The sequence below is a fragment of the Arthrobacter castelli DSM 16402 genome, assembly GCF_000430705.1.
GTDB lineage: Bacteria > Actinomycetota > Actinomycetes > Actinomycetales > Micrococcaceae > Arthrobacter_C > Arthrobacter_C castelli.
This window is the reverse complement of sequence record NZ_AUMN01000031.1, coordinates 19,847-43,487: the sequence shown is the minus strand read 5'-3', so window position 1 is coordinate 43,487 and position 23,641 is coordinate 19,847. Positions and strand designations below refer to the sequence as shown.

23 protein-coding genes are annotated in these 23,641 nt (G+C 65.4%); 13 read left to right on the top strand and 10 right to left on the bottom strand.

The annotated features are described in order from the left end of the window. From H535_RS28720 to H535_RS0120320, 3 genes are all read right to left on the bottom strand, one after another. Nucleotides 1-274 (bottom strand): transposase (locus H535_RS28720; protein WP_026820990.1); only part of this gene is annotated, 274 nt, incomplete at its 3' end. Between the two features lie 270 nt (nucleotides 275-544). After that, nucleotides 545-1,927, bottom strand: coding sequence for an NAD-dependent succinate-semialdehyde dehydrogenase (locus tag H535_RS0120325; RefSeq protein WP_026820989.1), 1,383 nt, complete (start codon nucleotides 1,925-1,927; stop codon nucleotides 545-547). 34 nt (nucleotides 1,928-1,961) lie between these two features. Further along, complete coding sequence (locus tag H535_RS0120320) at nucleotides 1,962-3,608, bottom strand: thiamine pyrophosphate-dependent enzyme (protein ID WP_026820988.1); 1,647 nt, start codon at nucleotides 3,606-3,608, stop codon at nucleotides 1,962-1,964. A 255-nt stretch (nucleotides 3,609-3,863) separates the two neighbouring features. On the opposite strand from H535_RS0120320, the gene H535_RS0120315 reads away from it, so the two are divergent. Both H535_RS0120315 and H535_RS0120310 read left to right on the top strand, forming a co-directional pair. Next, entirely contained in the window at nucleotides 3,864-4,598 is a 735-nt protein-coding gene (locus tag H535_RS0120315) for an SDR family oxidoreductase (RefSeq protein WP_026820987.1), read from the top strand. Nucleotides 4,599-4,625: 27 nt separating this feature from the next. Further along, nucleotides 4,626-5,420, top strand: coding sequence for a VOC family protein (locus tag H535_RS0120310; protein ID WP_342667742.1), 795 nt, complete (start codon nucleotides 4,626-4,628; stop codon nucleotides 5,418-5,420). Here H535_RS0120310 and H535_RS0120305 read toward each other — a convergent pair. From H535_RS0120305 to H535_RS0120290, 3 genes are all read right to left on the bottom strand, one after another. Beyond that, on the bottom strand, nucleotides 5,372-6,022 hold the full coding sequence (locus tag H535_RS0120305; protein WP_026820985.1) for an alpha/beta hydrolase fold domain-containing protein: 651 nt from the start codon (nucleotides 6,020-6,022) through the stop codon (nucleotides 5,372-5,374). The two genes, H535_RS0120310 and H535_RS0120305, sit on opposite strands and share 49 nt — an antisense overlap. Before the next feature lie 152 nt (nucleotides 6,023-6,174). Beyond that, nucleotides 6,175-6,555, bottom strand: a complete 381-nt coding sequence (locus H535_RS26990; RefSeq protein WP_211236649.1) for a DoxX family protein — start codon at nucleotides 6,553-6,555, stop codon at nucleotides 6,175-6,177. Between the two features lie 79 nt (nucleotides 6,556-6,634). Then, complete coding sequence (locus H535_RS0120290; RefSeq protein ID WP_026820984.1) at nucleotides 6,635-7,516, bottom strand: SDR family oxidoreductase; 882 nt, start codon at nucleotides 7,514-7,516, stop codon at nucleotides 6,635-6,637. Between the two features lie 97 nt (nucleotides 7,517-7,613). On the opposite strand from H535_RS0120290, the gene H535_RS0120285 reads away from it, so the two are divergent. After that, entirely contained in the window at nucleotides 7,614-8,225 is a 612-nt protein-coding gene (locus H535_RS0120285; RefSeq protein ID WP_035770339.1) for a TetR/AcrR family transcriptional regulator, read from the top strand. A 9-nt stretch (nucleotides 8,226-8,234) separates the two neighbouring features. On the opposite strand, the gene H535_RS0120280 is transcribed toward H535_RS0120285, so the two are convergent. Then, entirely contained in the window at nucleotides 8,235-9,140 is a 906-nt protein-coding gene (locus tag H535_RS0120280; RefSeq protein ID WP_162144921.1) for a LysR family transcriptional regulator, read from the bottom strand. A gap of 120 nt (nucleotides 9,141-9,260) precedes the next feature. Next, nucleotides 9,261-10,337: an NAD(P)/FAD-dependent oxidoreductase gene (locus H535_RS0120275; RefSeq protein WP_026820981.1), complete on the bottom strand. Its 1,077-nt coding sequence runs from the start codon at nucleotides 10,335-10,337 to the stop codon at nucleotides 9,261-9,263. Between the two features lie 120 nt (nucleotides 10,338-10,457). Here H535_RS0120275 and H535_RS0120270 point away from each other — a divergent pair, with 120 nt between their 5' ends. Together H535_RS0120270 and H535_RS0120265 are read left to right on the top strand one after the other, a co-directional pair. Continuing rightward, on the top strand, nucleotides 10,458-11,354 hold the full coding sequence (locus H535_RS0120270; RefSeq protein WP_051299604.1) for an RNA polymerase sigma-70 factor: 897 nt from the start codon (nucleotides 10,458-10,460) through the stop codon (nucleotides 11,352-11,354). Between the two features lie 72 nt (nucleotides 11,355-11,426). Beyond that, on the top strand, nucleotides 11,427-12,581 hold the full coding sequence (locus tag H535_RS0120265; protein ID WP_026820979.1) for a winged helix DNA-binding domain-containing protein: 1,155 nt from the start codon (nucleotides 11,427-11,429) through the stop codon (nucleotides 12,579-12,581). A gap of 114 nt (nucleotides 12,582-12,695) precedes the next feature. Here the strand turns inward: H535_RS0120265 and H535_RS0120260 are convergent, their stop codons facing one another. Then, nucleotides 12,696-13,394: an SDR family oxidoreductase gene (locus tag H535_RS0120260; RefSeq protein WP_026820978.1), complete on the bottom strand. Its 699-nt coding sequence runs from the start codon at nucleotides 13,392-13,394 to the stop codon at nucleotides 12,696-12,698. Between the two features lie 66 nt (nucleotides 13,395-13,460). After that, nucleotides 13,461-14,108: a DNA alkylation repair protein gene (locus H535_RS0120255; protein WP_425387309.1), complete on the bottom strand. Its 648-nt coding sequence runs from the start codon at nucleotides 14,106-14,108 to the stop codon at nucleotides 13,461-13,463. Between the two features lie 323 nt (nucleotides 14,109-14,431). On the opposite strand from H535_RS0120255, the gene H535_RS0120250 reads away from it, so the two are divergent. The 8 genes from H535_RS0120250 to H535_RS0120215 all read left to right on the top strand — a co-directional run bounded on the left by H535_RS0120250 (nucleotide 14,432) and on the right by H535_RS0120215 (nucleotide 23,246). Then, entirely contained in the window at nucleotides 14,432-15,289 is an 858-nt protein-coding gene (locus tag H535_RS0120250) for an alpha/beta hydrolase (protein ID WP_245580401.1), read from the top strand. Between the two features lie 135 nt (nucleotides 15,290-15,424). Then, complete coding sequence (murQ, locus tag H535_RS0120245) at nucleotides 15,425-16,360, top strand: N-acetylmuramic acid 6-phosphate etherase (RefSeq protein WP_245580400.1); 936 nt, start codon at nucleotides 15,425-15,427, stop codon at nucleotides 16,358-16,360. 136 nt (nucleotides 16,361-16,496) lie between these two features. After that, on the top strand, nucleotides 16,497-17,849 hold the full coding sequence (locus tag H535_RS0120240) for an extracellular solute-binding protein (protein WP_211236647.1): 1,353 nt from the start codon (nucleotides 16,497-16,499) through the stop codon (nucleotides 17,847-17,849). Between the two features lie 64 nt (nucleotides 17,850-17,913). Then, nucleotides 17,914-18,807 carry a carbohydrate ABC transporter permease gene (locus H535_RS0120235; RefSeq protein ID WP_026820973.1) on the top strand — a complete coding sequence of 298 codons (894 nt, stop codon included), beginning with the start codon at nucleotides 17,914-17,916 and terminating at the stop codon, nucleotides 18,805-18,807. Between the two features lies 1 nt (nucleotide 18,808). Beyond that, nucleotides 18,809-19,639 carry a carbohydrate ABC transporter permease gene (locus H535_RS0120230; RefSeq protein WP_026820972.1) on the top strand — a complete coding sequence of 277 codons (831 nt, stop codon included), beginning with the start codon at nucleotides 18,809-18,811 and terminating at the stop codon, nucleotides 19,637-19,639. A 38-nt stretch (nucleotides 19,640-19,677) separates the two neighbouring features. Then, on the top strand, nucleotides 19,678-20,574 hold the full coding sequence (locus tag H535_RS0120225; protein WP_155838799.1) for a MurR/RpiR family transcriptional regulator: 897 nt from the start codon (nucleotides 19,678-19,680) through the stop codon (nucleotides 20,572-20,574). After that, the gene (locus H535_RS0120220) at nucleotides 20,571-21,545 is read left to right on the top strand and encodes an N-acetylglucosamine kinase (protein ID WP_026820970.1); all 975 of its coding nucleotides are present in this window, start codon (nucleotides 20,571-20,573) and stop codon (nucleotides 21,543-21,545) included. The genes H535_RS0120225 and H535_RS0120220 overlap by 4 nt, the downstream gene beginning before the upstream one ends. A gap of 108 nt (nucleotides 21,546-21,653) precedes the next feature. Continuing rightward, nucleotides 21,654-23,246: a hypothetical protein gene (locus H535_RS0120215; protein ID WP_026820969.1), complete on the top strand. Its 1,593-nt coding sequence runs from the start codon at nucleotides 21,654-21,656 to the stop codon at nucleotides 23,244-23,246. The last annotated feature ends 395 nt before the right edge of the window (nucleotides 23,247-23,641 follow it).

Below are 23,641 nucleotides of genomic sequence, written 5' to 3'. Positions count from 1 at the left end.
AACCGAGCTGGTCAGCATCTCCCAGCAGCGAACCCAGCACGCGGTCCCACGTGCCATCACCGCTGTAGCGTCGATGACGCTTCCACACCGTCTGCCACGGTCCGAACTCCGCTGGCAGATCCCGCCAGGCAATACCGCACCGAAACCGGTAAATAATGCCCTCCACCACCTTCCGGTCATCACCAAACGGACGACCCGGCCGCCCATCAGAAGAAGGCAACAACGGCTGAATCAACGACCACTGATCATCACTGAGAACACTACGAGAAGCCATACTCCCAGCCTGCCCGCCAAAGCCACATCAGTTTAGGAGACACGCCCTAGCGCGTCCGTTCACCGAGATAGCCCCTCGCCTGTATGCGGAAGTCCTCGGCAACGCGATGCGGCAGGGCCCCGAGAACGCGAAATAGTCCCTCCCCGCCGAGGTAGCGGGTTGCAAGGGGCTATTTCGCGGCTCGGGCGCTACTTCGGCACGGCTCGGACCCTACTTCGGCACGGCTCGGGCCCCTCCCCGCGGGTGAGGTGCCACGCCGCGCCGCATACGCTACTTCTTCGGCGGAGCGGTCTTGACCATCTTCTTGTTCACGAACTCGTCCATGCCGTACTTGCCGAGCTCGCGGCCAATGCCGGAGCGTTTCACGCCGCCGAAAGGTAGCTCGGCGGCGGTGCCGGCCGGTTCGTTGATGAACACCATGCCGGTCTCCAGGCGGGAGGCGATTTCCTCGGCCTGCTTGGGATCGGCGGTCTGCACCGACGCGCTGAGCCCGTAGGCAGTGTTGTTGGCCATCTCCACGGCATGGTCCGGTCCGGACACCTTGTACAGCACGGCGACGGGGCCGAACAGCTCTTCGGTGTAGGCGCGCATTTCCTCGGTGACTCCGGTCAGGATGGTCGGCTGGTACCAGGCGCCGTCGCGTTCAATCGGTTCACCGCCCGCCAGCACCGTGGCCCCCTTGTCGACGGCGTCCTGCACCTGGGCGGCAAGTCCGTCGCGTGCAGCCACGGAGGACAGCGGGCCCACGAAGGTGGAGCCCTCGGACGGATCGCCTACGGAAATGCCCTTGACGGCCGAGGTGAAATTTTCGGCGAATTCGTCGTAGACCTTCTCGTCCACGATGATCCGCTTCGCGGCGTTGCAGGCTTGCCCCGTGTTGCCGAAGCGCCCGATCATGGCCAGCTTCGCCGCCTTCTTGGTATCGGCCGAGTCCAGCACCAGGAACGGGTCGGAACCGCCGAGCTCCAGTACAACCTTCTTCAGGTTCCGCCCGGCGGTCTCGGCCACCGAGGCACCCGCGCGCTCGGAACCGGTCAGCGAAACGCCCTGCACCCGCGGGTCGGCGATGATGTCGGCGGCCTGCTCATTGGTGGCAAAGACGTTGACGTAGGCACCCTCGGGAGCACCGGCGTCGAGGAAGATCTGCTCCATCGCCAGCGCCGACTCAGGGCACTGCGGAGCGTGCTTGAGCAGGATGGTGTTGCCGTTCATCAGGTTAGGCGCGGCGAACCGAGCCACCTGGTAGTACGGGAAGTTCCACGGCATGATCCCCAGCAGCGGGCCGAGGCCTTCCTTGACGACTTTGGCGGTCCCGCCGGAGACCACGTCCAGCTCTTCATCCGCCAAGTAGGTGGGGCCGTTGTCCGCGTAGTAGCGGTAAATCGAGACCACAATGTCGATCTCGCCCTCGGCCTGCTTGACCGGCTTGCCCATTTCCCGGGTGATGATGGCCGCCAGTTCGTCACGGCGCTCGGCGTAGATAGCGGCGACCCGGTTGAGCAGGTCGACACGGCCCTGCCGGGAACTGTTCTTCCACGTACCGAATGCCGAATCCGCGCTGGACAGTGCCTGCTGGATCTGTTCGTCCGTGGCGGTGGGGTAGGTCTTGAGCACCTCACCAGTGGCTGGGTTGGTTACGGCGTACTGCGTCATGGCGATCTCACTTTCAGAAGTGTTGGGTCTGGCTCTACGGTAAGGCGATCTTCTGATCAGTCACAACATGGATCAGGGCCGGACGGCGCTGTTCGGTCACCGTTTTCAAGGCGCGTTCGACGGCGTCGGCTGCCTGTTCGTCACCGGTCACCGTCTCGCCGTGCCCGCCGAAGGCCTGCATATACGCGGCGAAATCGGGGTTCGCCAGCTGGGTGCCGCTGACCCGGCCGGGAAAGTGCACCTCCTGGTGGGCCCGGATGGTGCCGTACTGGCTGTTGTCCATCACAATCACCAGCATGGCAGCCCCGTACTGTACCGCCGTCGCCAGTTCCTGGCCGTTCATCAGGAATTCACCGTCGCCGGCTACAGAGACGACCAGCCGCTCCGGTTCCTGCAGTGAGGTGCTGACGGCGGCGGGGATGCTGTAGCCCATGGATCCGTTGCGGGTGCTCAGCTGGCTGGGGAAAACGTTGGTGGGCAGGTAGCGCTGGGCCCACAGGCAGTGGTTGCCGGCGCCGAAGGTGTAGACGGCGTTGTCGGGCATCCTGGCCGCAACTTCGCCGACGACGGCGGTCATATGGGCGGTGCCGGCGGCAGTGGGTGCCAGCTCATCGATAGCACGCGGGGTCTGGACGGCGGCCTGCGCGTCACGGCCGGCTGCCCGCCAGGAGTCCCACTCGGGCGCCTTGCCCAGGTCGAGGTCTGCGATGGCGTCGGCGAAGGCGCCCGGGGTGGCGAGGATATGGTCGCTGACCGCTCCGCTGCGTCCACGCAGTGCGGGGTCGATGTTGACCAGGATATTGGTGGCCTCCATCGACTGCCGGAGGGTGTATCCGTCGGTGGGTACATCCGTGGGCAGCGCCCCGATCGCCAGCAGCACGTCGGCCTCGGCGAACATGTCCGCAGCGTGATCCGCGCGCCCGTAGCCGAGCCAGCCTGCGTTCACCGGGGAGCGGAACGGAACCCGGTCGGAGGCCCGCCAATCCTGGATCACGGGGATGCCGTTGGTTTCGGCAAAGCGGGTGATGGCGGCCGCCGACTCCGGGGTCCAGCGGGGCCCGCCGGTGAAGATCATCGGCTTCTCGGCCGACTGCAGGGCCAGCTTCAGCCGGTCGAGCTGGTCTGCCGAAACGGCTCCGTCGGTGACGGGCAGCACCGGGTGCAGTCCGCCGTCGGCCGCCTGGGTGATGACATCTTCGGGCAGGCCGACGACGACGGGTCCCGGCCGGCCGGAACGGGCCGCGAAGAAGGCTTCGGCCACGACCTCGGAGGCCCGGGACGCTTCCTCCAGCACGAAGACCCGCTTGGATTGGGTGCCGAACCAGGCATTGGGATCGAATTCCTGGAAGGACTCACGCTGCCGGTCGTTGACCGGGATGAGCCCGACGAACAGCACCATGGGAGTGGCGTCCTGCCAGGCCGAATGCACGGCCACGAACGCGTTCGCGGCGCCCGGGCCGCGGGTCACCATGGCCACGCCCGGCTCGCCGGTGAACTTGCCGTGCGCCTCGGCCATGTATGCCGCGCCGCCCTCCTGCCGGCAGACGACGGTGTCGATCGCGGCCTGGTGCAGTCCGTCCAGGACGGCGAGGTAGCTCTCGCCCGGGACCGCGAAGACGCGTTCGACGCCGTGGAGGGCGAGCGAGTCGACTATTACCTGTCCGGCGTGGCTGTTACTCAAGGGTGCGCTCCTGATTCGGGATTGTGGGGCTTGCCTCTCAGTATTGGCCTGCGCAGCCATGCTGTCTAATACGGATTAAGTCTCTGGCCCATATCCGCACGGCATTGTTGCTCGTTTACAGGCCCAAACGGCGTCTTCGAGCGTTTGCCCGTGGCCATCTCACATTCGGAACCGGTCGAACGTCTGCGAAGTGGAACGCATTGCGATCCCCCGGGCCGGGAGTCCGTGCCCGGGCACCTTCCAGATTGGAGACATATGTCCACCGCACTCGTCACCGGCGCCACCCGCGGACTCGGAATGGCCGCGTCGCGTGCCCTGGCCGAAGCCGGGAACCGCGTATTGCTCACCGGCCGCACGTCCGCCGACACCGAACGTGCCGAAGACTCGCTGCGCCGGGAAGGGCTCGACGTCCAGGCCCTCGAACTCGACGTCACATCCCCCTCCAGCGTCCGGGCCGCCGCCAGGGAGGTCGAGCAGCGCCAAGGGTATATCGACGTGCTGGTCAACAACGCGGGAATTCTCCCCGAGGCCACCGACGCGGCCGAACGCCAATTCGCCAACCCCGACTTATTTCAACCGACGTTCGCGACCAACCTGTTCGGAACGGTTGCCGTGACCGAGGCTTTCCTCCCGCTGCTACGTCATAGCACGGCCGGCCGCATCGTCAATGTTTCCACCACGATGGGGTCGCTTAACGACCAGGCTGATCCCGACTCGCCTTACTACGGTATGGTCGTGCCCGCTTATCAGAGCTCGAAGGCCGCCCTGAACAGCGTCACTATCAGCCTCGCGAAGTCCCTGGCCGACACCGACATCAAGGTCACTTCCGTTTGCCCCGGGTTCGTCCAGACCGACTTGACCCCGGTTAACAAGGAACAGGCACCACTTACCCCCGAACAGGCTGCCAGGATCATCGTTACAGCTGCCACCCTGCCAGCCGACGCCGACTCGGGAACCTTCATCGACGACAACGGCCGCGTCAGCTGGTGACTGGCCACTGAGCGCACGGTGTGGGCCATGCCGCCGGCCGAGTTGTCCGGCTCGGCCGGCGGCACTCATGCTTTTGATGCCGTTGTCGGCTGGCCTACGGTGTGGTTCATGTATTTGGAGAATCTCATCATCGACGCAGTCGAGCCCCAACGGCTGGGCAGGTTCTGGGAGGAAGTGGTCGGCGGTGAGCGGCTCACCGACGAGATGGACATCGTCGAGACCCGGCTCGCCATTGACGGCGGACCGGAGCTCGACCTGTGCTTCCAGCGCGTCACCGAGCCGCCGTCGACCGGGTCCCGGCTCCACATTGACCTTCGCGGCGGGGCCCGCCAGGACGACGAAGTCGACCGGCTGCTTGGGCTGGGGGCACGGCACCTCGACATTGGCCAGGGGGACGTGCCCTGGGTGGTGCTCGCCGATCCGGAAGGTAATCCCTGCTGCGTGATGGAAGACCGGGCCGCATACACCGACACCGGACCGATCGCGGCGTTTCCGCTCGACTCCGCCGACCCGGACCGCGACGCGAAGTTCTGGTCCTGGCTGACCGGCTGGACGCCGATGCCCGGATCGCCTCGGGCCCTGCGCCATCGGTCACAGCGGGGCCCGCTTCTTGAGTTGTGTCCTGAGCCTGCGCCAAAGGGTACGACGAAGAACCGGCTGCACCTCGACATCCGGCTTGAGAGCGGCGACGATCCCGATGGAGCCGCGGCAGGCATCGCCGAGCGCGGCGGTCGCGAGCTCCATCCGGACTGGGGCGAACTGCCCTGGCGGATCTACACCGACCCGTCAGGCAACGAGCTGTGCGTGCTGCCGGCACGGTGATCGCCGTGCCTGTCAGTGGCGTCGCGCATCCAGTCACCGAGTTGGCGCTGCAGTCGCCGGGATCTCTCGAGCGCGCCGGTCATTTGGAAGAACCCGTGGATCATCCCTCGATAGCGACGTAGCTCCACAGGTACCCCGGCCTGGTGCAGAGCCTCGGCGTGGTGTTCGCCGTCGTCGCGTAAGGGGTCACACTCTGCGGTCACGATGAGTGTGCGCGGCAGGTGCTCCAGGCTGCGTCCGTACAGCGGTGAAACTGCCGGCGCGCGCCGGTCGAGGCCAGGCGGCAGGTACTGGTCGAAGTACCACCGCGACTTCTCGCCGGAGAAGCCGTCGCGGCCGATCACGAAGCCACCGCCATGGAAGAACAAGATCGGATCCAGCGGTCCTGGATGGGGCCGATACACCCGCACCGGCACGCCGCCCGCCGGACCTGTCGCGTCAACGTCCGCCACCGAGTGCAGTTCCCCGGGATCCCGTTGCAGATCCAACACGGCCAGGTCGTCCGCGCGCACTTCTGCCGCGGTCAGCTCGCTGGCCGGCGTACCTGGCGTGGCCGCCCAACGATCTAGCAGCGCGCGGACTTCAACATCGAGTTCAGGCATCGAGACCACTCCAGGGGGAGCAGGTCACCGTGCCTACAGGTGGGTTCAATGCGGCTCCTTAACAGTGAAGGTGAGAATGAGCAGCAGGACGGGGAGCGCGGCACCCAGGCCGAGAATTGACGGCAGCCCGCCGCGCACCAGCATCGCTCCGCTCATGCCGTACCTCGCTGCGCGTGGTTGCCTGTGGTGTTTTCGGGTGCGTCGTGCCGGGCTTTCAGCGCCTCGATGACCAGCGGGATCTGCCCGGGCAGCTGGACGATCGCCGCGGTCTTCAGGAGTGCTGAAGGTGGGTCTCTGCGCCACCAGTTGAGCGCGAGCTGGACCTTCGCAGGCGTCACAGCCACGAAGAAGATCGCGGCGAGCGTTCCACCCAGCCGCCGTGTTCGCGGCATCACAATCGCTGCCGCGGTGCCGAGCGCCATGGCACCGGAGGCACGCGTATACGCCCGCGCCTTGCCGGGCAGTAGCCGTGGGATGATTCGGTCGAAGAAGTCGGGCGCGGTGAAATGCATGAGTCCGCCGAACGTGAGCACCGCCGCTGTCCGCAGGGCCGGGCCCTGGGTGGCCCGCCCACTGGTACGGGGTCGAGAACCCGGTCTGGTGCACTGCATGCTACTGACGGGCTTTCTCGATCATCTCGGCCATCTTGCGATCCCGCTCGGTTTCCGGGGGCATGGCTTCGAGCAGGGCTTTGCAGCGGGCCTGGATGGGTTCTGCCATGAGGCGATCGGGCTGGCAGTAGAGCCGGTCGTTGTGGATGGCGTCCAGCACCATCGTGCCGACTTCGTCGGGGTCTTGACCCAATGGTTCGAAGAGCGCCTCGAATCGCTCCAGCTTCTCCTTGTACTCCGGATCCATCGACTCAGCTTGAGCTTCTGCCGGGTCGAGCCGGCGGGTCGTCTCGGCGATCCGGGTGTCGACGAAACCCGGACTCACCAGGGTCAAACCAATCCCGTACAGCTTCAGCAGGTTGGCGATGGCCTCGGAGAGGCCGGTCACGGCGTACTTCGAGGCGCAGTACATGAACTGGGCCCCGCCGGTCACAGCGAGCCCGGAGCCCGAAGACGTGTTGACGACATGCGCCGGCCCGCCCCGCTCGACCATGCGTGGCACGAAGGTTTGCACGCCGTTGACGACGCCGCCGAGGTTGACTCCCAGCGTATGGTCCCAGTGCGCATAGCTCATCGTCTCGAGATTCATCCCGCCCATTCCGCTGCCGACTCCGGCGTTGTTGCACAGCACGCGGACCGGACCGAGCTCCCGCTCTGTACGATCGGCCGCTGCCGCCATCGCATCGCGATCACGGACGTCGAGGGTCATGGTGATCACCTCGGTGACGGTATCCAGCTCGCGCTTGACCTCACGAAGGCCATCTGCGTCGAGATCGGCCAGAGCCAGTTTCGCCCCCTCGGCGGCGAAGGCGCGCGCCATGCCAAGGCCTATACCGCTGGCTCCGCCGGTGATGAAGACGGTGCTGTCAGAAACGGTCTGCATCGGATATCTCCTTGTGTCGGGATAGTGGGCTGTCGCCCCTCCCATTTACGATACAGTGCTGTATCGGAATGGTAAAGAGGTGTGAGACGATCGGGATATGGCTGGCCGACCCCGTAGTACTGACGTCGATCGCCGGCTCGAGCGCGCCGCCCTGATGCTCTTCGCCGACGGCGGCCGGGCGGCGGTGAGTTTCGACCAGGTCGCACGACGGGCGGGGGCCAGCCGGACCGCGATCTACCGCCGGTGGGACACTCGTGAGGCGCTGGTCGCCTCCGCTCTGCGCGCCTTCCGCGCCGAGTCCGAAACGGGACTGGAGGATTGGGCCGACCGACCGCTCGAGGAGGTCCTCGATCTGTTCGTCGAACGCGCCGCCGCCGCGCTGGAAGATCAGTTCGCCCGGGATCTTCTGCGTCAGCTGGTTGCGCTGGGTCCGGATGGCGGCGCGATCACGCAGACCTATCTCGTGGAGATGTTCGCTCCCAGACGCGATGCCTTCTCGGCAAAGATCCGCGAGGCCCAGGATGACGGTCAGATCGATCCCGCCCTCGATCCCGATCTCATGCAGGACCTGCTCGCCGGCGCCCTGATCCACCGGCTGCTGCTCTGGGGAGACCTGGCCACGGATGCCGCCCCGAAGGCCTACATCGAAGCCGTGCTCGAGGCCGCAGGGTTTCCCCGCCGACCCGGTCACAAGACGTTGGGGGCATAGTCCGTCCACTCATTGATCAGCAACCCTTGCTCCTCTACGAGTCGTCAGGAACTCCTGCAATCTCAGGGACAGGTCCTCGATGATGCCCGCCGCGAAGTGGTCCGGGAACCAAGCCGCATGCAAGGGGAGCTGCAGCACCTGCTGCTCCGTGGCCGACGTCGTAATGGGTATGGAATATGTGCCATAGTCCGACAGCTCGGTACTGACACCGACACCCTGACCAGCCGCGGCGAGGGCGAAAATGGTCGGTCCGTCGTCGCACTCGGCCAATTTCCGGGCCGATAGTCCGGCCGCGCTCATCGCATTATCCAGAATGTAACGGCTCACGCTGTGATGCGAGGGAAGGATCAGCCCTGCTGCGCAGAGTTCGGTCAAGGGCAGTTCGGTGCGTTGCTCCTTGGCCCATTGATGAGCGGTATGGACGTGGGCCATCAGCGAGACATTGCCCAGCGGAACCCTGTGCAGACCTTCCTCCGGAGGGGCGGGCGAGACGATGAAATCGGCGCCGTGCAACAGCGAATCGCTGATTTCGAAGTGCCCGGTTTCCCGGGTGATGATCAGTGGATCGTCACCCGTCGTAGTGGCGATAAAGGGGGCCAGGAAACTTCGAACGGAGGCCGCCGTAGCTGCCGCCACGAGGCTGGACACCCGGCCCGCCCGCAGCACCTCGACGGCGTCGGCCATTCCTTGAGTCTGTACCAGCAACCGCCGGGCCATCGGCACATAGGCCCGGCCCGCGGCCGTCAGCACCAGCCGGTTGCCGCGGGCCTCGAACAGCGGGATCTTCAGTTCGCGTTCCAATGTCCTGATCTGCCGGCTCAATGCGGGTTGTGCCATGTGCAGCAGCTCTGCCGCAGCGGTGACTGTGCCGGCGTCGACGACGGCCAGGAAGTACTCAATGCGGCGGAAGTTCATGAGCTGATCATGCCGGTTGGGTATGGACCAGCACAAGAGCCGGCAGCGGTCGGCATGCGCATGGAACGCCACGTTGTTGGCGTCCTCGCACGTCATGGTCCTGCCGCGTCGTTGCCCGCCTCAGATGTTGGGGCCGATGCGGGCAACCCACTTCGCGCCGCCGGATGCCACCTCCTTGAGCACGACGGCGGCGGCTCCGGATGCGAAGGACCGCCGCACACTGTCGTCGCGCCGGGTGAATTGGACTACCGCGTCCCTTCGTCCGAGGCTGATGGCCCGGGCGACGTACCGCGTGGAGTGCGGCTTCGGCGTGCGGCCCTGGGCAAGGCGCACCAAGGCATTGGCCGCGTGCGAGGCCTGCGGAGTCGCCGTCTGGCAGGCGGGCCGTGCCCCGGGCACTGCGGCGCAGTCGCCGATGACGAAAATCCGGTTGTCGCTGACGCTGCGCAGGAATTCGTCCACCACGGCACGTCCTTCCGGATTGACCTCGAGACCGCTGCGTGTGGCGAGATCAGGGGTGCCTGAAACGACAGCCCACAGGGTCAGGTCCGAAGTGAACTCCGCCCCCGATTGCAGGTGTACGGTTCCTTCGAATTGCCCTGCGCCCGCGGAAACCTCCGTCACGTCGTCGTCGATAACCTCGGCGTTGAGCCGTTGCAGTCCGGCTCGGATCCGCTGCCGCGCCGCATCGGAGAAGCTTCCGGCAACGGAAGTTCCCACCAGGCGAACCCGGAGATCCGGCCGGGCGCCGGCGACTTCGGCCGCAGTCTCGATGCCGGTCGGGCCACCTCCGATCACCGTGACCGTGGCACCGGAGGGCAGGGAAGCCAGCGCCGCCCGTGCCCGTTCGGCGCTTTCCCAGGTGCCCACCGGGACGGTTCGGTGCATTGGTGTGACCGTGCTGCCCACCGCCAGCAACGCGTAGTCAAAGTCGATGCTCCCGCCGTCGTCAAGTGCCACGGTGCCGTCACCGATCTTCTCTACGGTGCCGATCCGGGCCGTGATGCTGCGGTGCAACATTGACGCCAGAGGCGTCGCGGCTGTTCCGGTTCCTGCGATGTGCTGGTGCAGTCGTATACGCTCCACAAAGTCGGGACGGGGACTGATCATCGTGATCTGCGCAGATTTGACCTTCCGGGCCAGACGGTTCGCGGCGAGCGTGCCCGCGTAACCGGCGCCTATTACTACGACCTTCATGTCTGCCTCCTTGTTGGAAAACTGGCTGTCAGTAACTGACTGCCCACAAGACACCGGTGACCGGTTGCGTGTGACATGGAAGAATTCATGGAAGCCGGGGCGAAGAGACAGGAGCAGGAAATGAGCGAGGACAGGCGTCCGGATCCCGCGACAGAGGCGTTCGTCGCCCACCGCAACCTGCTGTTCACCGTGGCGTACGAGATGCTTGGCTCGGCGGCGGACGCGGAGGACGTGCTCCAGGAAACGTGGATGCGGTGGGCCGACGTCGATCTCGACACGGTGCGGGACCAGCGCGCCTACCTGGTCCGGATCACCACCCGCCAGGCCCTCAACCTGATGCGAACGCTGGGCCGGCGCAAGGAATCATACGTCGGCACCTGGCTCCCCGAACCGCTGCTGACCACGCCGGATGTGGCCGACGACGTCGAGTTGGCTGACAGCGTCTCGATGGCGATGCTGCTGGTGCTGGAGACGCTCAAGCCGACCGAGCGGGCGGTGTTCGTGCTGCGTGAGGTGTTCGATCTGGGATACGACGAGGTGGCCGACGCCGTCGGGAAGTCTGCCGCTGCGGTCCGGCAGATCGCCCACCGCGCGCAGGCCCATGTTGCGGCCCGCCGGCCCCGGGAGATCGTTTCTCCAGCCGAGACCCGGGCAGTGTTCGGGGCGTTCCAGCGTGCGGTCGAAACGGGCGACTTGCAGGGATTGCTCGATGTCCTCGCACCCGACGTCGTCGTGCTCGCCGATGGTGGCGGGGTCAAGAAGGCTATGCCGCGCCCCGTCGTCGGCGCCGGAAAGGTGGCTCGCCTGGCGACCATTGGATTGGAATCGGTCCGTCTCCAAGCGACGTTCGAGCCGGTGGAAGTCAACGGCAATCCGGCGCTGATCATCAGGTTCGACGGCGGGATCGACACGGTCGTGTCGGTGCGGATCGAAGGCGGCCTCGTGACTGGACTCTACGCCGTGCGCAATCCCGGCAAGATGACACATGTGGACAGTGCGATCGTTGTGACCCGTTGAATCCGGTCCATCAGGACAATTGTTGTCCGTCGTGCGCTGGTAATGCCGGCTGCCGGGCGGTACAACGGGAACATGACAGCCGCCAGCCGTTCCCAGGTTCTCGCTTACCGGTGGGAGGTGCAGGGACTGCGCAGCGAACCCGGTGCCCTCGCCGTCAGTGACATTCCGATCCTGGACTCCGGGGTGCAGGACACCGGAGTCGATGGTGCCCGCTGGGCGCTGGTGAACCGCGGCGCCGATCCGCAGCTGCCCTTGGACGATCCGGACACGGCACTGGCGTGGACCCTGCGCAGCGCACCGCATCTCTATCGGCGCCAGGATCTTCCGCAGGTAGCCGCCGCGGTGCGCCCCTTCTCGAACGCCGACGCCGGCAAGCGGATCATCGATGCGGTCAAGCCGTTGAAGGCTGCGGGGATCGAGCCGCTGGATGCGCTCGATGAGGTCGCCGCCGCGGAACGGAAGATCGTGGAATCGCCGACCGTCAAGGGCGAGCTGTCCGGACGGTTGAACGAGGTCCTGGACGAGCCGTACCAGCGATTTTGCCGTCCCTGTCATGCCACGCATGTGTATGAGGTGCCGTTTCGCATCTCAGCGTTACAGGCCGGCCTGGAGCTGCAGCCGGGGAGCTCGCCGCCGGTCCTGCAGCGGATTCCGGGGTGGCCGGATGCGCCTCCTGCCGAGGCGTCCGAACGGGTGGACGTGATCCGGAATTATCTGCATTTCAACGGGCCGGCAACGCCCACGCAGGTGACCGGTTTCCTCGACGGGGCACTGGCCGATGTCAAGGCGCGCTGGCCGGACGACGCCGTCGAAGTGGAGGTGGACGGCCAGGTTCGCTGGATGCTGGCCGACGACGTGGCGGCGTTGGAAGCTGCAGGACAGGACGGCGGGGCCAGCGATCCGGAAAATGGCCGGCCGGCTGTCCGTCTGCTTGGACCGTACGATCCCTACCTCCAGGTAAGGGACAGGGAACTGCTGGTGCCGGATGCGGCGCAGCGCAAAACGTTATGGCCTACACTCGGCAGGCCCGGAGCGGTGCTGGCCGGGGGCGACGTCGTCGGCGCCTGGCGCCCCAGGATGGCCGGAAAGAAGCTCACCGTTCGGATCGAGGACTTTGGTTCCATGGCGACGGCCGGCCCCTGGCTGAGTACCGCCGTCGAACATCAGGCTGAGCTGCTGGCAGGTTTCCGAGGCGTGAGACTGGCCGCGGTTGAGTACAGCCAGTAACTACGCGTCCGACGGCGGGGGAGGTGCCGGGTTGCCGCCGAGGTAGGGGGTTGCCGGCGAGGTAGCCCGTTGCAACCCGCTGACTCGGCGGTAAGGCGCTACCTCGGGCGGCGGTCAGCCAAGATCGATTCCGGAGGGTCGGATGTTCAGCGACTCGATGACTGACTCTTCGGTGGTGTCGACTGCCATCCGGACGCCCTTGGCCACCTGTGCCGGGCGGATCCAGGCGCCGGGGTTATAGTCCTTGCCTTCCCAGTCGTGCAGTTGCTGCTGCATGTCGGTTGCAACCCGACCGGGGTGTATGGAGCTGACGCGCACGCCGTTGGACCGTTCCTCCTGCCGGAGGGCGTCGGTGAAGGCCCGCAGGGCGAACTTCGTACCGCTGTAAATCGCCCCTCCTGCGCCGGAGCTGTAACCGGAGCCGGAGTTGATGGCGATTACTTGTCCGCGTGTGTTCCGCAACGCGGGCAACAGGATGCGGGTCAGCCGGGCCACTGCGAAGACGTTGACGTCGAAGTTTTCCTGCCAGTCTTCGGCGGTGAGCTCGGCAACGGTTCCCATCTTCAGGATGCCGGCCGAATGAACCAGCACGTCCAGGGAGCTGATGCTTGCAGCGGCGGATTCGACCGCGTGCGCGTCACGGACGTCGGCGGCGAAGGGCTCGGCGGAGGGGAAGCGCCCGGCCAGAGGCACCAGACGTTCGCTGTCCCGCCCACCCAGCAGCAGGTGGTGGGTGGAAGAGAGTTCCTCGGCGATCGCCAGGCCGATTCCACGTGAGGCGCCGGTGATCAGGGCAGTAGGCATTTCGGTCATGGTGTTCATCCTATGATGTGCCGGTGGCCGATCATGGGCGGGAACTCAACAGGTGCCAGCGCCTCGTTAGATGCCATCGTCCTCGCGGCGCACCATCTCACCGATCCACAGCGGCACGAACGGGGAGGTGCAGCCCGGAGGAGTCGGGTAGTCCTTGAGCACCTCCAGGCGCTCGCCGATGTCGATTGCGCGGGCACGGTGCTCCGGATGCTTGATGCCGATCTGGCCCAGGCATTCGTTCATCGACCACTGCAGGCGCTCCGGCGCATCCTTCATCTGCGCCTCGACGACATCGAGCAGTGCAGTGAGGTCGAGGCCTTCGGGCTTCTTCATGACGCGTTCAGTGGTCAGCGCCCACCCGGCGCTGGCGACCACGGGATCCGGATCGGCGGACCAGGCCCGGCGCAGCTCTTCGGCGTGCGGGTTCTTCTTCACCACGTAGTTCACCAGCCAGTCGTGCACCTTGGGTGTGCGGGCCTGCCGCAGCATGGTGTCCAGTTCGTCACGCTCGAACCCCTTCGGTCGGCAGATCAGCAGCGCCAGCAGCCTGGCGGCGCTGTCATCCGTCTCCCAGAGCCGGCGCGCGAGTTCCTGCTGCGTCTTCAGCCGCTTCGCAAGTGCGCGCAGCTTGCTGAGGTTCACGCCGTGATCGTCACCGTGTTTCTCGTTCACTTTGCGTGTCTTCGGGTCCTCGAGCTCCGCGAGCTCGGCCATGACTTCGGCCACCGTCGTGTCGGTCAGCGTCGTCTGAGCCACTGCAGCCCTCCTGTCCATCATCTGCTGGATTCAGCTTACGGTGGAAAGCCGGCGGCACGTTGTACAGTGGTACGCGCGGTTCAACGCGGATGACGTTCCGAAGCGCGAACTTGCGGGGTTCAAGCCGGTCACGCCCGGGGCCGGCGATCCTGCCCAAAGAAGGGACGACAATCTCCACGCCCCCGAAGTCCGCTCGCTCCGTCCGGCCGGCATTCCACCCTGAGCTGAAGGCCGGCCGCTTCCTTCCCCCTCTGCCGATCGGACCGCTGCTCACACAGGTGGTGCAGAAGCTGCCAGCGAAGCGCACCGTTACGCCCGAAGACCTCATCGTCGAGGACATCCGTGTTCCGGGTCCTGCGGGTGCACCCGATGTGCTGCTCCGCTCGTATCGTCCACGCGCCGGACGAAGCCCGATGCCCGCGCTGCTCTGGCTGCACGGAGGCGGGATGGTGAGCGGTAACTGCGGTGTGGACGAAGAGGCAAACATTGCCCTGGCCCGGACCTTGGGCATCACGATCGTCTCGGTGGAATACCGGCTGGCCCCCAGGCATCCGGCTCCTGCCGCGGTCGAAGACTCCTATGCGGCATTGACCTGGCTGTTCGCGCACGCCACCGAACGGGGGATCGACTCGAGCCGGATCGCAATCGGCGGCGGCAGCGCCGGTGGCGGTCTCGCAGCCGCCCTCGCGCTTCTCGCGCATGATCGGGCAGAGGTTACGCCCGTGTTCCAGCTTCTGGTCTATCCGATGCTCGACGACCGCACAGTGCTGCGCTCCGATATGGACACCAGGGGGCACCGGATGTGGTCGAGGTCTAACAACAGGTGGGGGTGGACCGCGTACCTCGCCGGGGAACCGGGCAACCCGAACGTGTCACCCTACGCAGCGCCGGCCAGACGGTCCGACTTGAGCGGGCTGCCTCCTGCCTGGATCGGCGTCGGGACCCTCGATCTCTTCCACGACGAGGACCTCGCGTACGCGCGCCGGCTGCAGGAGAGTGGAGTTGCCTGCGACATCGAAGAAGTTCAGGGCGCCTTCCACGGATTCAACGGCGTCTTTCCGCGCAAAGACGTCTCGAAGAGTTTCCGGCAATCCCAGGTCTCCGCCCTCCGCAGAGCTCTGTTCCCGCACCAGGCATGATCGCCGGCGATGAAAAACAGTTTCACTTAAGCATCTATGCGTGAATATCCTTGACACTCTGATCCGCCGTGTGTTTATGTCTTGTCGTGCCATCCCGTTCCAGTGCAGTGCATGACGCGGGAGGGTGCACCCACAGTGACCCACAAAATATCGGCGGTATCGATGGCGATGAAAGACCTCAGCCGGGAGTTGGGCGAGCTCGAAACCGAGCGCTCCCGTGCCGATCTGGCGGACCTCGATGTGCTCGGCACCCGCACCCTGGTGGAGCGGATCGCGGCTGAAGACGCCACGGTGCCCGCCGCCGTCGACGCCGCAGGCGATGCCATCAGCTCCGCCGTGGACGCGATCGTTGATCGGCTGCGCGGCGGCGGCAGGCTGATTTATGTTGGCGCCGGCACCCCCGGCAGATTGGGCGTGGTGGACGCCGCCGAATGCATTCCGACGTTCGGCACCCCCGATGGGCTCGTCGTCGCAGTTATCGCCGGGGGAGCGGAGGCGATGACCCTGTCGACGGAGGGCGCAGAGGACAGTTCAGGCGCCGGCACCGCCGATATGCAGTCCATCCACCTCGGGGCCAACGACGCGGTGGTCGGCATTACGGCCTCCGGGCGCACCCCGTATGTACTGGCGGCGCTGGAATATGCTTCAGCGGCCGGAGCGGCGACCATCGGCATGTCCAATAACCGCGACGCTGCGTTATCCGCCGTCGTCGATGTCCCGATTGAGGTTCCAACCGGTCCGGAGGTTGTCGCCGGGTCGACCAGGATGAAGGCCGGCACCGCGCAAAAGCTGGTGCTCAACACGCTGTCGACGGCTTCAATGGTCCGGCTCGGCAAGACGTACGGCAACCTCATGGTTGATGTGAAGGCGAGCAACGAGAAGCTCAAGGTGCGGGCGCGGCGCATTGTGGCCGAGGCGACCGGGGTGAGTGACGAGCAGGCCGCCGATGCCTTGAACGAGGCGGACGGCCATCTGAAGACGGCCGTCGTCGCACTGCTGGCGGCAGTGCCGACTGGAGAGGCCCGACGCCGACTGGACGCCGCGGACGGATATGTCCGGGCCGCCTTATGAAATCGTGACCTGCTGCACCCTTGACACTCGCGCGGGGTGCTAATAGTTTTTCAAACTATAGGGCAAGCGAGAAATGGAATTTCATCTGATGGTTCGCACGAATCTTCATTAGGTACTTCACAAGGGAGTGGAAAACGTGAGGGGAACAAGAAACCGCTGGATAACCTCCGCGGTTGCATCTATCGCAGTACTCGGCATGGTGGCAGGGTGCGGCTCAGGCTCTGACGGGGGCGACAGCGGAGGCGGCGACGGCGGCAGCGCCGGCGGCAGCGCCGGCGGCGAAGTCTCCGGCACTTTGGAAATCCAGTACTTCGTCGGCGGCTACGGCGACGAGTGGTGGAAGTCGGTGATCTCGGACTTCAAGAAGGAATATCCGGACGTCACCGTGAAGCAGCATGCGGGGCCGAATATTAATAAGGAGATGCAGACCCGCTGGATCTCCGGCAATCCGCCGGACGTTGTCTACATTGACGGCGCGGGCATCAGCCAGACCCAGATGGTCGACGACGGCCAGTTGATGGACCTCACCGAGTGGATGAAGGGCGTCAAGCTGCCCGACGGCACACCGATGATGGACAGCTTCATCGTGCCGCCCAATGAATACGACGGCAAGATCTACAGTCTGCCGCTGATCTTCGACACCTGGGGCACTTGGTACGACCAGGCCTGGTTCGAGGAGAACGGCTGGGAGGTTCCCACGGACTTCCCGTCCTGGATGGACTCCATGGGCCGGATCAAGCAGGACGCCAACATTGCACCGTTTACCACTGCCGGCCAGTATCCGTACTACTTCTCCCGGGGCGTGCTCTACCCCGCATTCGCTGCTGAAGGCGGCGACGAGTTGCTCAACGCCATCATCGACGGCGAAGAGGGAGCCTGGAAGAGCGACGGCGCGATCGCGGTGATGGAACGGGTCAAGAAGATGGTCGAGGCCGGCTACGTTGATCCTGGCTTCGCCGGCATCAGCCATACGCAATCGCAGTCGAACTTCCTGCAGCACCAAAACGCCTACATTCCGGTCGGGTTCTGGCTGCCCAACGAGATGGCCAAGGACACCCCGGAAGGATTCGAATACGGCTTCATGCCTACTCCGATGAATGCCGAAGGGGAGAAGCAGGTGCTGGTTCCGGACTTGCGCTCCCTGGCGATCGCGGACCAGGCGGAGAACCCGGCGGCGGCCAAAGCCTTTGTGGAGTTCGCCTTCCAGAAGAAGTACGCCACACAGTTTGCTGAAATGACCGGTGCGCTGCTCAATATGCAGGGTGTTGACCTGTCGGGGAACAAGAATGTTCCCGGTTACCTGAAGCAGGCCAACCAACTGATCAACTCGGGCGATGTGGCCATCCACCACAAGCAACACCCGATGAGCTCCGAGATGGAACTGCCCATCGGGGATGCTCTGGTGAAGTTCCTGCTGGGCAAGACCACCGTCGAGCAGTTCACCGATAAGGCGGCATCCATCGCCAAGGATTACCGCAGCAGCAACTAGTCAGCACCAGGCGGAGGGCGGCCCTGCCCGTCCTCCGCCTGCCCACCCATAAAGGAAGGCACGGATGGTCCAGTCGAAAAAGCAACGGTTCCTGTTCCTTGCTTTTTGTTTGGGCCCCACGCTGCTCGTCTTTTCGGTCATCACCCTGTACCCGCTGGTGAACGGGTTATACCTCTCGTTCTTCGAGTGGTCCGGGATGAGCATCGAAAAGACATTCGTCGGGCTGGCCAATTACGAGAAGCTGTTCAACGACCCGATCATTCCTCAGACCATCTGGCATGACTACTTCCTGGTGGTCACCAAGGTCATCGGCATTATGGTGCTGGCGACCTATTTCGCGGTGGCGCTGACGCAGTTCCGGATCAAAGAGGCACCGTTCTACCGGATCGTCTTCTTCTTCCCGAACATCATGTCCGTGGTCATCATCGGCATCCTGTGGCAGTTCATCTACAACCCCGACGCCGGTCTGGTGAACTCGGGATTGGAAGCCATTGGGCTGGAGGAATGGACCCAGCCATGGCTTGGCGACCTGAACTGGGCGTTACCGAGCCTGGTGCTGCCATCGGTGTGGGCCGGTATCGGGTTGTTCATGCTGCTGCTGATGGGCGGGATCATGAGCGTTCCCAAGAGCCTGTATGAGGCAGCAGACCTGGACGGTGCAACGGAGTGGCAGCAGTTCTGGCGGATCACCGTGCCGATGATCTGGCCGCAAATCCGGGTATCCATTATCTACATTGTCATCACCACGCTGAACGGATCTTTCATTATCGTGCAGATCATGACCCGCGGCGGCCCCAGCAGCTCCACCGAAGTGATGGGTTCGTACCTCTACGAACAAGCCTTTGAGCAATTCCACTTCGGCTACGGCGCCGCCATCGGCATGATGATCCTCGTGCTGTCGCTGGCGACGGTGGCCGTGCTGCAACTGGTGCTGCGGCGTGAACGGGTGGAGCTCTGATATGAGAAAAGCACTGATGCAGACGGTGTCCCGTATCCCGCTGGTGGTGTGGGCCGTCATCGTCATCTACCCGATCATCTGGATGTTCCTCGGGTCGTTCAAGGACTATGGCGAGATCTTCCGCTCGCCATGGGCGCTGCCGGAAGCCTTCGAATTCGACAACTTTGTCCAGGCGTGGAACGACCACGGTATCGGACGCAGCTTCGTCAACAGCCTGCTGGTCACCGTGCTCGGGTGCACATTGTGCATGTTGTTCTCGCTGCCGACGGCGTACGCCATCGAGCGGATACGGTTCCGTGGCAGCAAGGTATTGTTCAACGTCTACCTGGCGTCGATGATGATTCCGATGGTGCTGGGCTGGATCCCGCTGTTCTTCCTGTTGCTGCAGCTGAACCTGCTGAACAACCTGCTGGCGCTGTCGCTGATCTACGCCGTGACGCAGGTTCCGTTCACCGTTTTCATCCTGTGCAGTTTCCTGTCCGGGGTGCCGAGGGATCTCGAAGAGGCAGCCGCGATCGACGGCATGTCGCAGTACGGCATCCTGTTCAAGATTGTCGCCCCGCTGGTCACCACCGGCATCATCACCGCCTCCATTATGAACGCGGTGATGTATTGGAACGAATACTTTATGGCGCTGATCTTCCTTCAGTCGGATGAAAAGAACACCCTCGGCGTGGCGATGGACCTGCTGGCCAACGAGGCTGAATACACCAACGCGTGGGGCGCTTTGTTCGCCGGGCTGACCATCGCGATCATTCCGATCATGGTGATCTACGCGATCTTCCAGCGGAACATCACCAAGGGGATGACCGAAGGCGCCCTGAAGGGATAGCTGACGAGACCGACCACCGGCTACGAAAGGACCTGCAGGTGACGCACGAGGTAGAGGATCAGCCGAGCTTCGACTCCGATAAGATCTCCGCACGCATCCGTGCCACCCTGCCTTCGTTGTCGCCTGCCGCGGCGAAGGTCGCCCGGCTGGTGCTGGAACAGCCCGAGGTCATCACCCGCTCCACGGTGCTGGACATCAAGGCGGTGACAGGCGTCAGCGAAGCCACTATTGTGCGAGCGGCCCGCAGCATGGGGTTCGACGGATATCCGCAGCTGCGGCTGGCGCTGGCTGCGGCCTCCGGCGGGCGTCCCGGCCCGCAGGCACTGACCGGGAACGTGTCGCAGGACGACCCTGTCGACGTCGTCGTCGGCAAGCTGGCCGGCGCCACGCAGCAGGCGCTGCGTGAGACCGCGGCACATCTGGATCCGCAGGCGCTGGAAGCGGTGGCCGACGCCATCGTAGGCGCCCGGCGGATCATCTGTTTCGGCATCGCCGCCTCCGGGCTGGTGGCAGACGATTTCCAGCAGAAGCTCACCCGGGCCGGGTTCATCTGCCACTGCCCCACGGATATTCACCTGGCCGTCACCGAGGCGGCGCTGCTGCAGCAGGGCGATGTCGCCGTCGTCGTCTCCCATTCCGGTGAGACGCGCGAAGCGCTGCAGGTGCTCGAGGTGGCTGCCGGAGCCGGGGCGGTCACCGTGGTGCTGACCGGGTCCGAGCAGTCCTCGCTGGCCACGCGGGCCGACCAGCTGCTGATCGCGGCCGGGCATGAACGAGGGCTGCGGCCGGGAGCGCTGTCCAGCCGCATCGGGCAATTGTTCGTCGTCGACTGCCTGTTCGTCTCGGTGGCGCAGAAGACCTTCGACACCGCCAGCGCCTCGATCCAGCTGACCCGCCAGACCATCGAGGCCATGTATGACGGGCTGGGGCGATGACCGGCAGCGGTACTGTCGGCGCGTGCGGGGTGGATATCGGCGGCAGCGGATGCCGGGTCGCCGTGGTGGCCCTGCTTCCGCGGACGACGCCGGTGGTGCTGGAGGGCGCCGGCGTCCGGATTGGCGACGGCGGGCTGCAGGTCGCTTCACTGCTCGACCAGATTGAACAACTCGCCGGCCGCGCCGCTGCAGACGCCGGCGTGGAACGGATCGAATCGGTGGTGCTCGGTTCGGCCGGGCTGTTGGAGTTGCTGCCGGACAAGGGCGCCATGCACCGGATGCTTGCCGCACGGGTGGAGGCCCGGGTGACGGTGCTGGCCTCGGACATGGTCACCTCACACATCGGTGCGCTCGGGATGGGATCCGGCGGCGTGCTGGCAGCCGGCACCGGGGCGGTGGCCCTGGGCACCGATTTCGACCAGGTGTGGAACCGGGTCGATGGCTGGGGGCATGTGTTGGGCGATGCCGGATCCGGAGCCTGGATTGGCGCGGCGGGGCTCGACGCGGCGTTCCGTGCCTTGGACGGGCGGCCGGGCGGGTCGGCCGACCTGCTGGACCGGCTGCGGGCGCGGTTCGGTTCGCCGGAACAGGTGGTCCACGACGTCTACACTCGCGACGACCGGGCCGGGCTGCTGGCCACGTTCGTGCCCGACATTGCGGAGCTGGCCGCCGCCGGGGACCGCGTCGCCACCTCGATTCTCCACCACGCCGGAGCCGAACTGGCCTCCACCGGGCAGGCCGCGCTCGCCGGCGGGCTGCCACCGAGACTGGCACTGACGGGCGGACTGTTCAATGCCTCGCCGCTGCTCAGGGAGGGGCTGGTCGACGAACTGACGGCCGCCCGGCCGGAGATCGAACTGGTGGATCCGGCCGGCACTGCGCTGGACGGCGCCGTTGAACTGGCGGTCCGGGCGGGAGAGGGGAACGAACTTCTGCATCATCCACCGTTTGCGACCTCGATGGCCCACTGACGGTCTCCGGCGGCTCGCCGAGGGTGCCTGGCGGCCCGGGGCGCGACACATTCGATCCCGGCGGTGCGGCGTCTTGACCCGTGCGCGTGCTGCGCGGAGGCTGGGTGGATGAGAGGGCAAGCAGCCTTTGGTCCAGGCCCCCGACGGGCGGCGATGGCGTCGGGGCTCGCCGCTGTGCTCGCGCTGACCGGGTGCATGATGGACCCGGAAGGTGCCGGCAGGCGGGGAGCGCAGAGCATCGAGGCGGATTCGGAATCAGGCGTTCCGGCGGTGCAGCTGGCCTCGACCAGCGCCGCTCCGAAGGTTGTCGCGGCGCAGCAGGACGCTCCCGGTCCGGCGATCGAGACCAGCCGGGCGCTGTTCGACTCAAGTCCCGTGGCCGTCGTCGTCGCGCCGCCACCCGCTCAGAACCCCGACAAGAAGTCCGGAGAGCCGGCATCCAATCACAAAAAGTCTTCCCGGGAAGCCCGCAAGGCCGCTGCCGAACTGGGTGCGCCCATGCTCGTGGCCGGCCGGGACGGAATGAGCCAGGAACTCGAGCGGCTGGGCGTGCAGACCGTGCTGGTGTTCGGAAACGACGCCGGGTGGCAGCCGAAGGAGTCGCTTGAAGTAGTGCGGGGCGGGGACAATATTGACCAGCTTCCCGACTTTGAACCGGCATCCGGCGAAGCTCCAGCGGTAGTGCTGACCACCGGGGCGGAAACCACGGCGACGACGGCGGCCTTGGCCACCGCTGAAGCGGCGGGAGCGGTGATTCATCCGGTCGGGAAAGCCGATCCGCGGGCATCGTCGACAACCATTGAGTTGCTCAAGAAACACCGCGGCAAGCCTGTTCTGGCCATAGGTGAGGGCTTCAGCAGCACATCGACCTTCACCGACCGGGTGGAGGTGGCGCGCCATGCTCCACAATTGCCGGGCGGAGGGCAGTTGGTATTTCCCGGCCGCCGGATGGTCGCGCTCTACGGCCACCCGGGGACGTCGTCACTTGGCGCACTTGGAGAGCAAGGGGCCGATGCCGCCGTCGAGCGCGCCACATCCCTGGCAGCGCAGTACCAGCCATACAGTGACGAGCCGGTGATTCCCGCCTTCGAGATCATCGCCACGGTCGCCAGCGCCGCGGCCGGACCGGACGGCGACTACTCGAAGGAAGCCAGTGTCGACGAGCTCAAGCCATGGGTCGACGCGGCGGCTGACGCCGGGGTCTACGTGGTCCTCGACCTGCAGCCGGGCAGGACCGATTTCCTGACGCAGGCGAAGCGGTACAAAGAGTTGCTGAAACGCCCGAACGTCGGACTGGCACTCGACCCGGAATGGCGGCTGGAACCCGGCCAGCAGCACATGGTGCAGATCGGCTCCGTCGATGCTGCCGAGGTGAACCAGGTCAGCGACTGGCTCGCGAAACTGACGCGGAAGAACAACCTGCCCCAGAAGGTGTTCTTATTGCATCAGTTCAGTCCGTACATGATCACCAACCGGGAAGCGCTCAACCTCGGGCACGACGAATTGGCCACCGTCATTCATGCCGACGGTCACGGCCTGCCGGGCTCGAAGCAGCAGACGTACTCGGTGCTGCAGAACGGGCTGGATCCACAGACATGGATGGGGTGGAAGAACTTCATTGACGAAGACACCCCGATGTTCACGCCCGAGCGGACATACACGCAGGTGAATCCGAAGCCGTGGTTCGTCTCGTATCAATAGGGCACCGTCCCGGGCGCACCCCGGGCGTACCATCCCGACCCGGACGCTCGCTGGGCCCGCCGTCCCGACCCGGACGCTCGCTGGGCCCGCCGTCCCGACCCGGACGCTCGCTGGGCCCGCCGTCCCGCCCCGGGCGCACCCCGGGCCCGCCATCCCGACCCGGAATGCCGCAGAGTATGCCCTTCCCTAAGGAATCGCCGGTTGCAATCGGCGATTCCTTAGGCTAAGCCCGATTCTGCTCAGGGGACCGGCTGTTCTTTAGCTAACCGGCGATTCTGAGTCCGGGGGTAACGGGCAGGGCCACCTCCCCGCCGAAGTCTGACGCTCGCAGCTGCTCGTTTCGCCACCCGTAGGGGACCGAGTCTCGAATACAGCGCCGGCGGAGGTGGCGGACC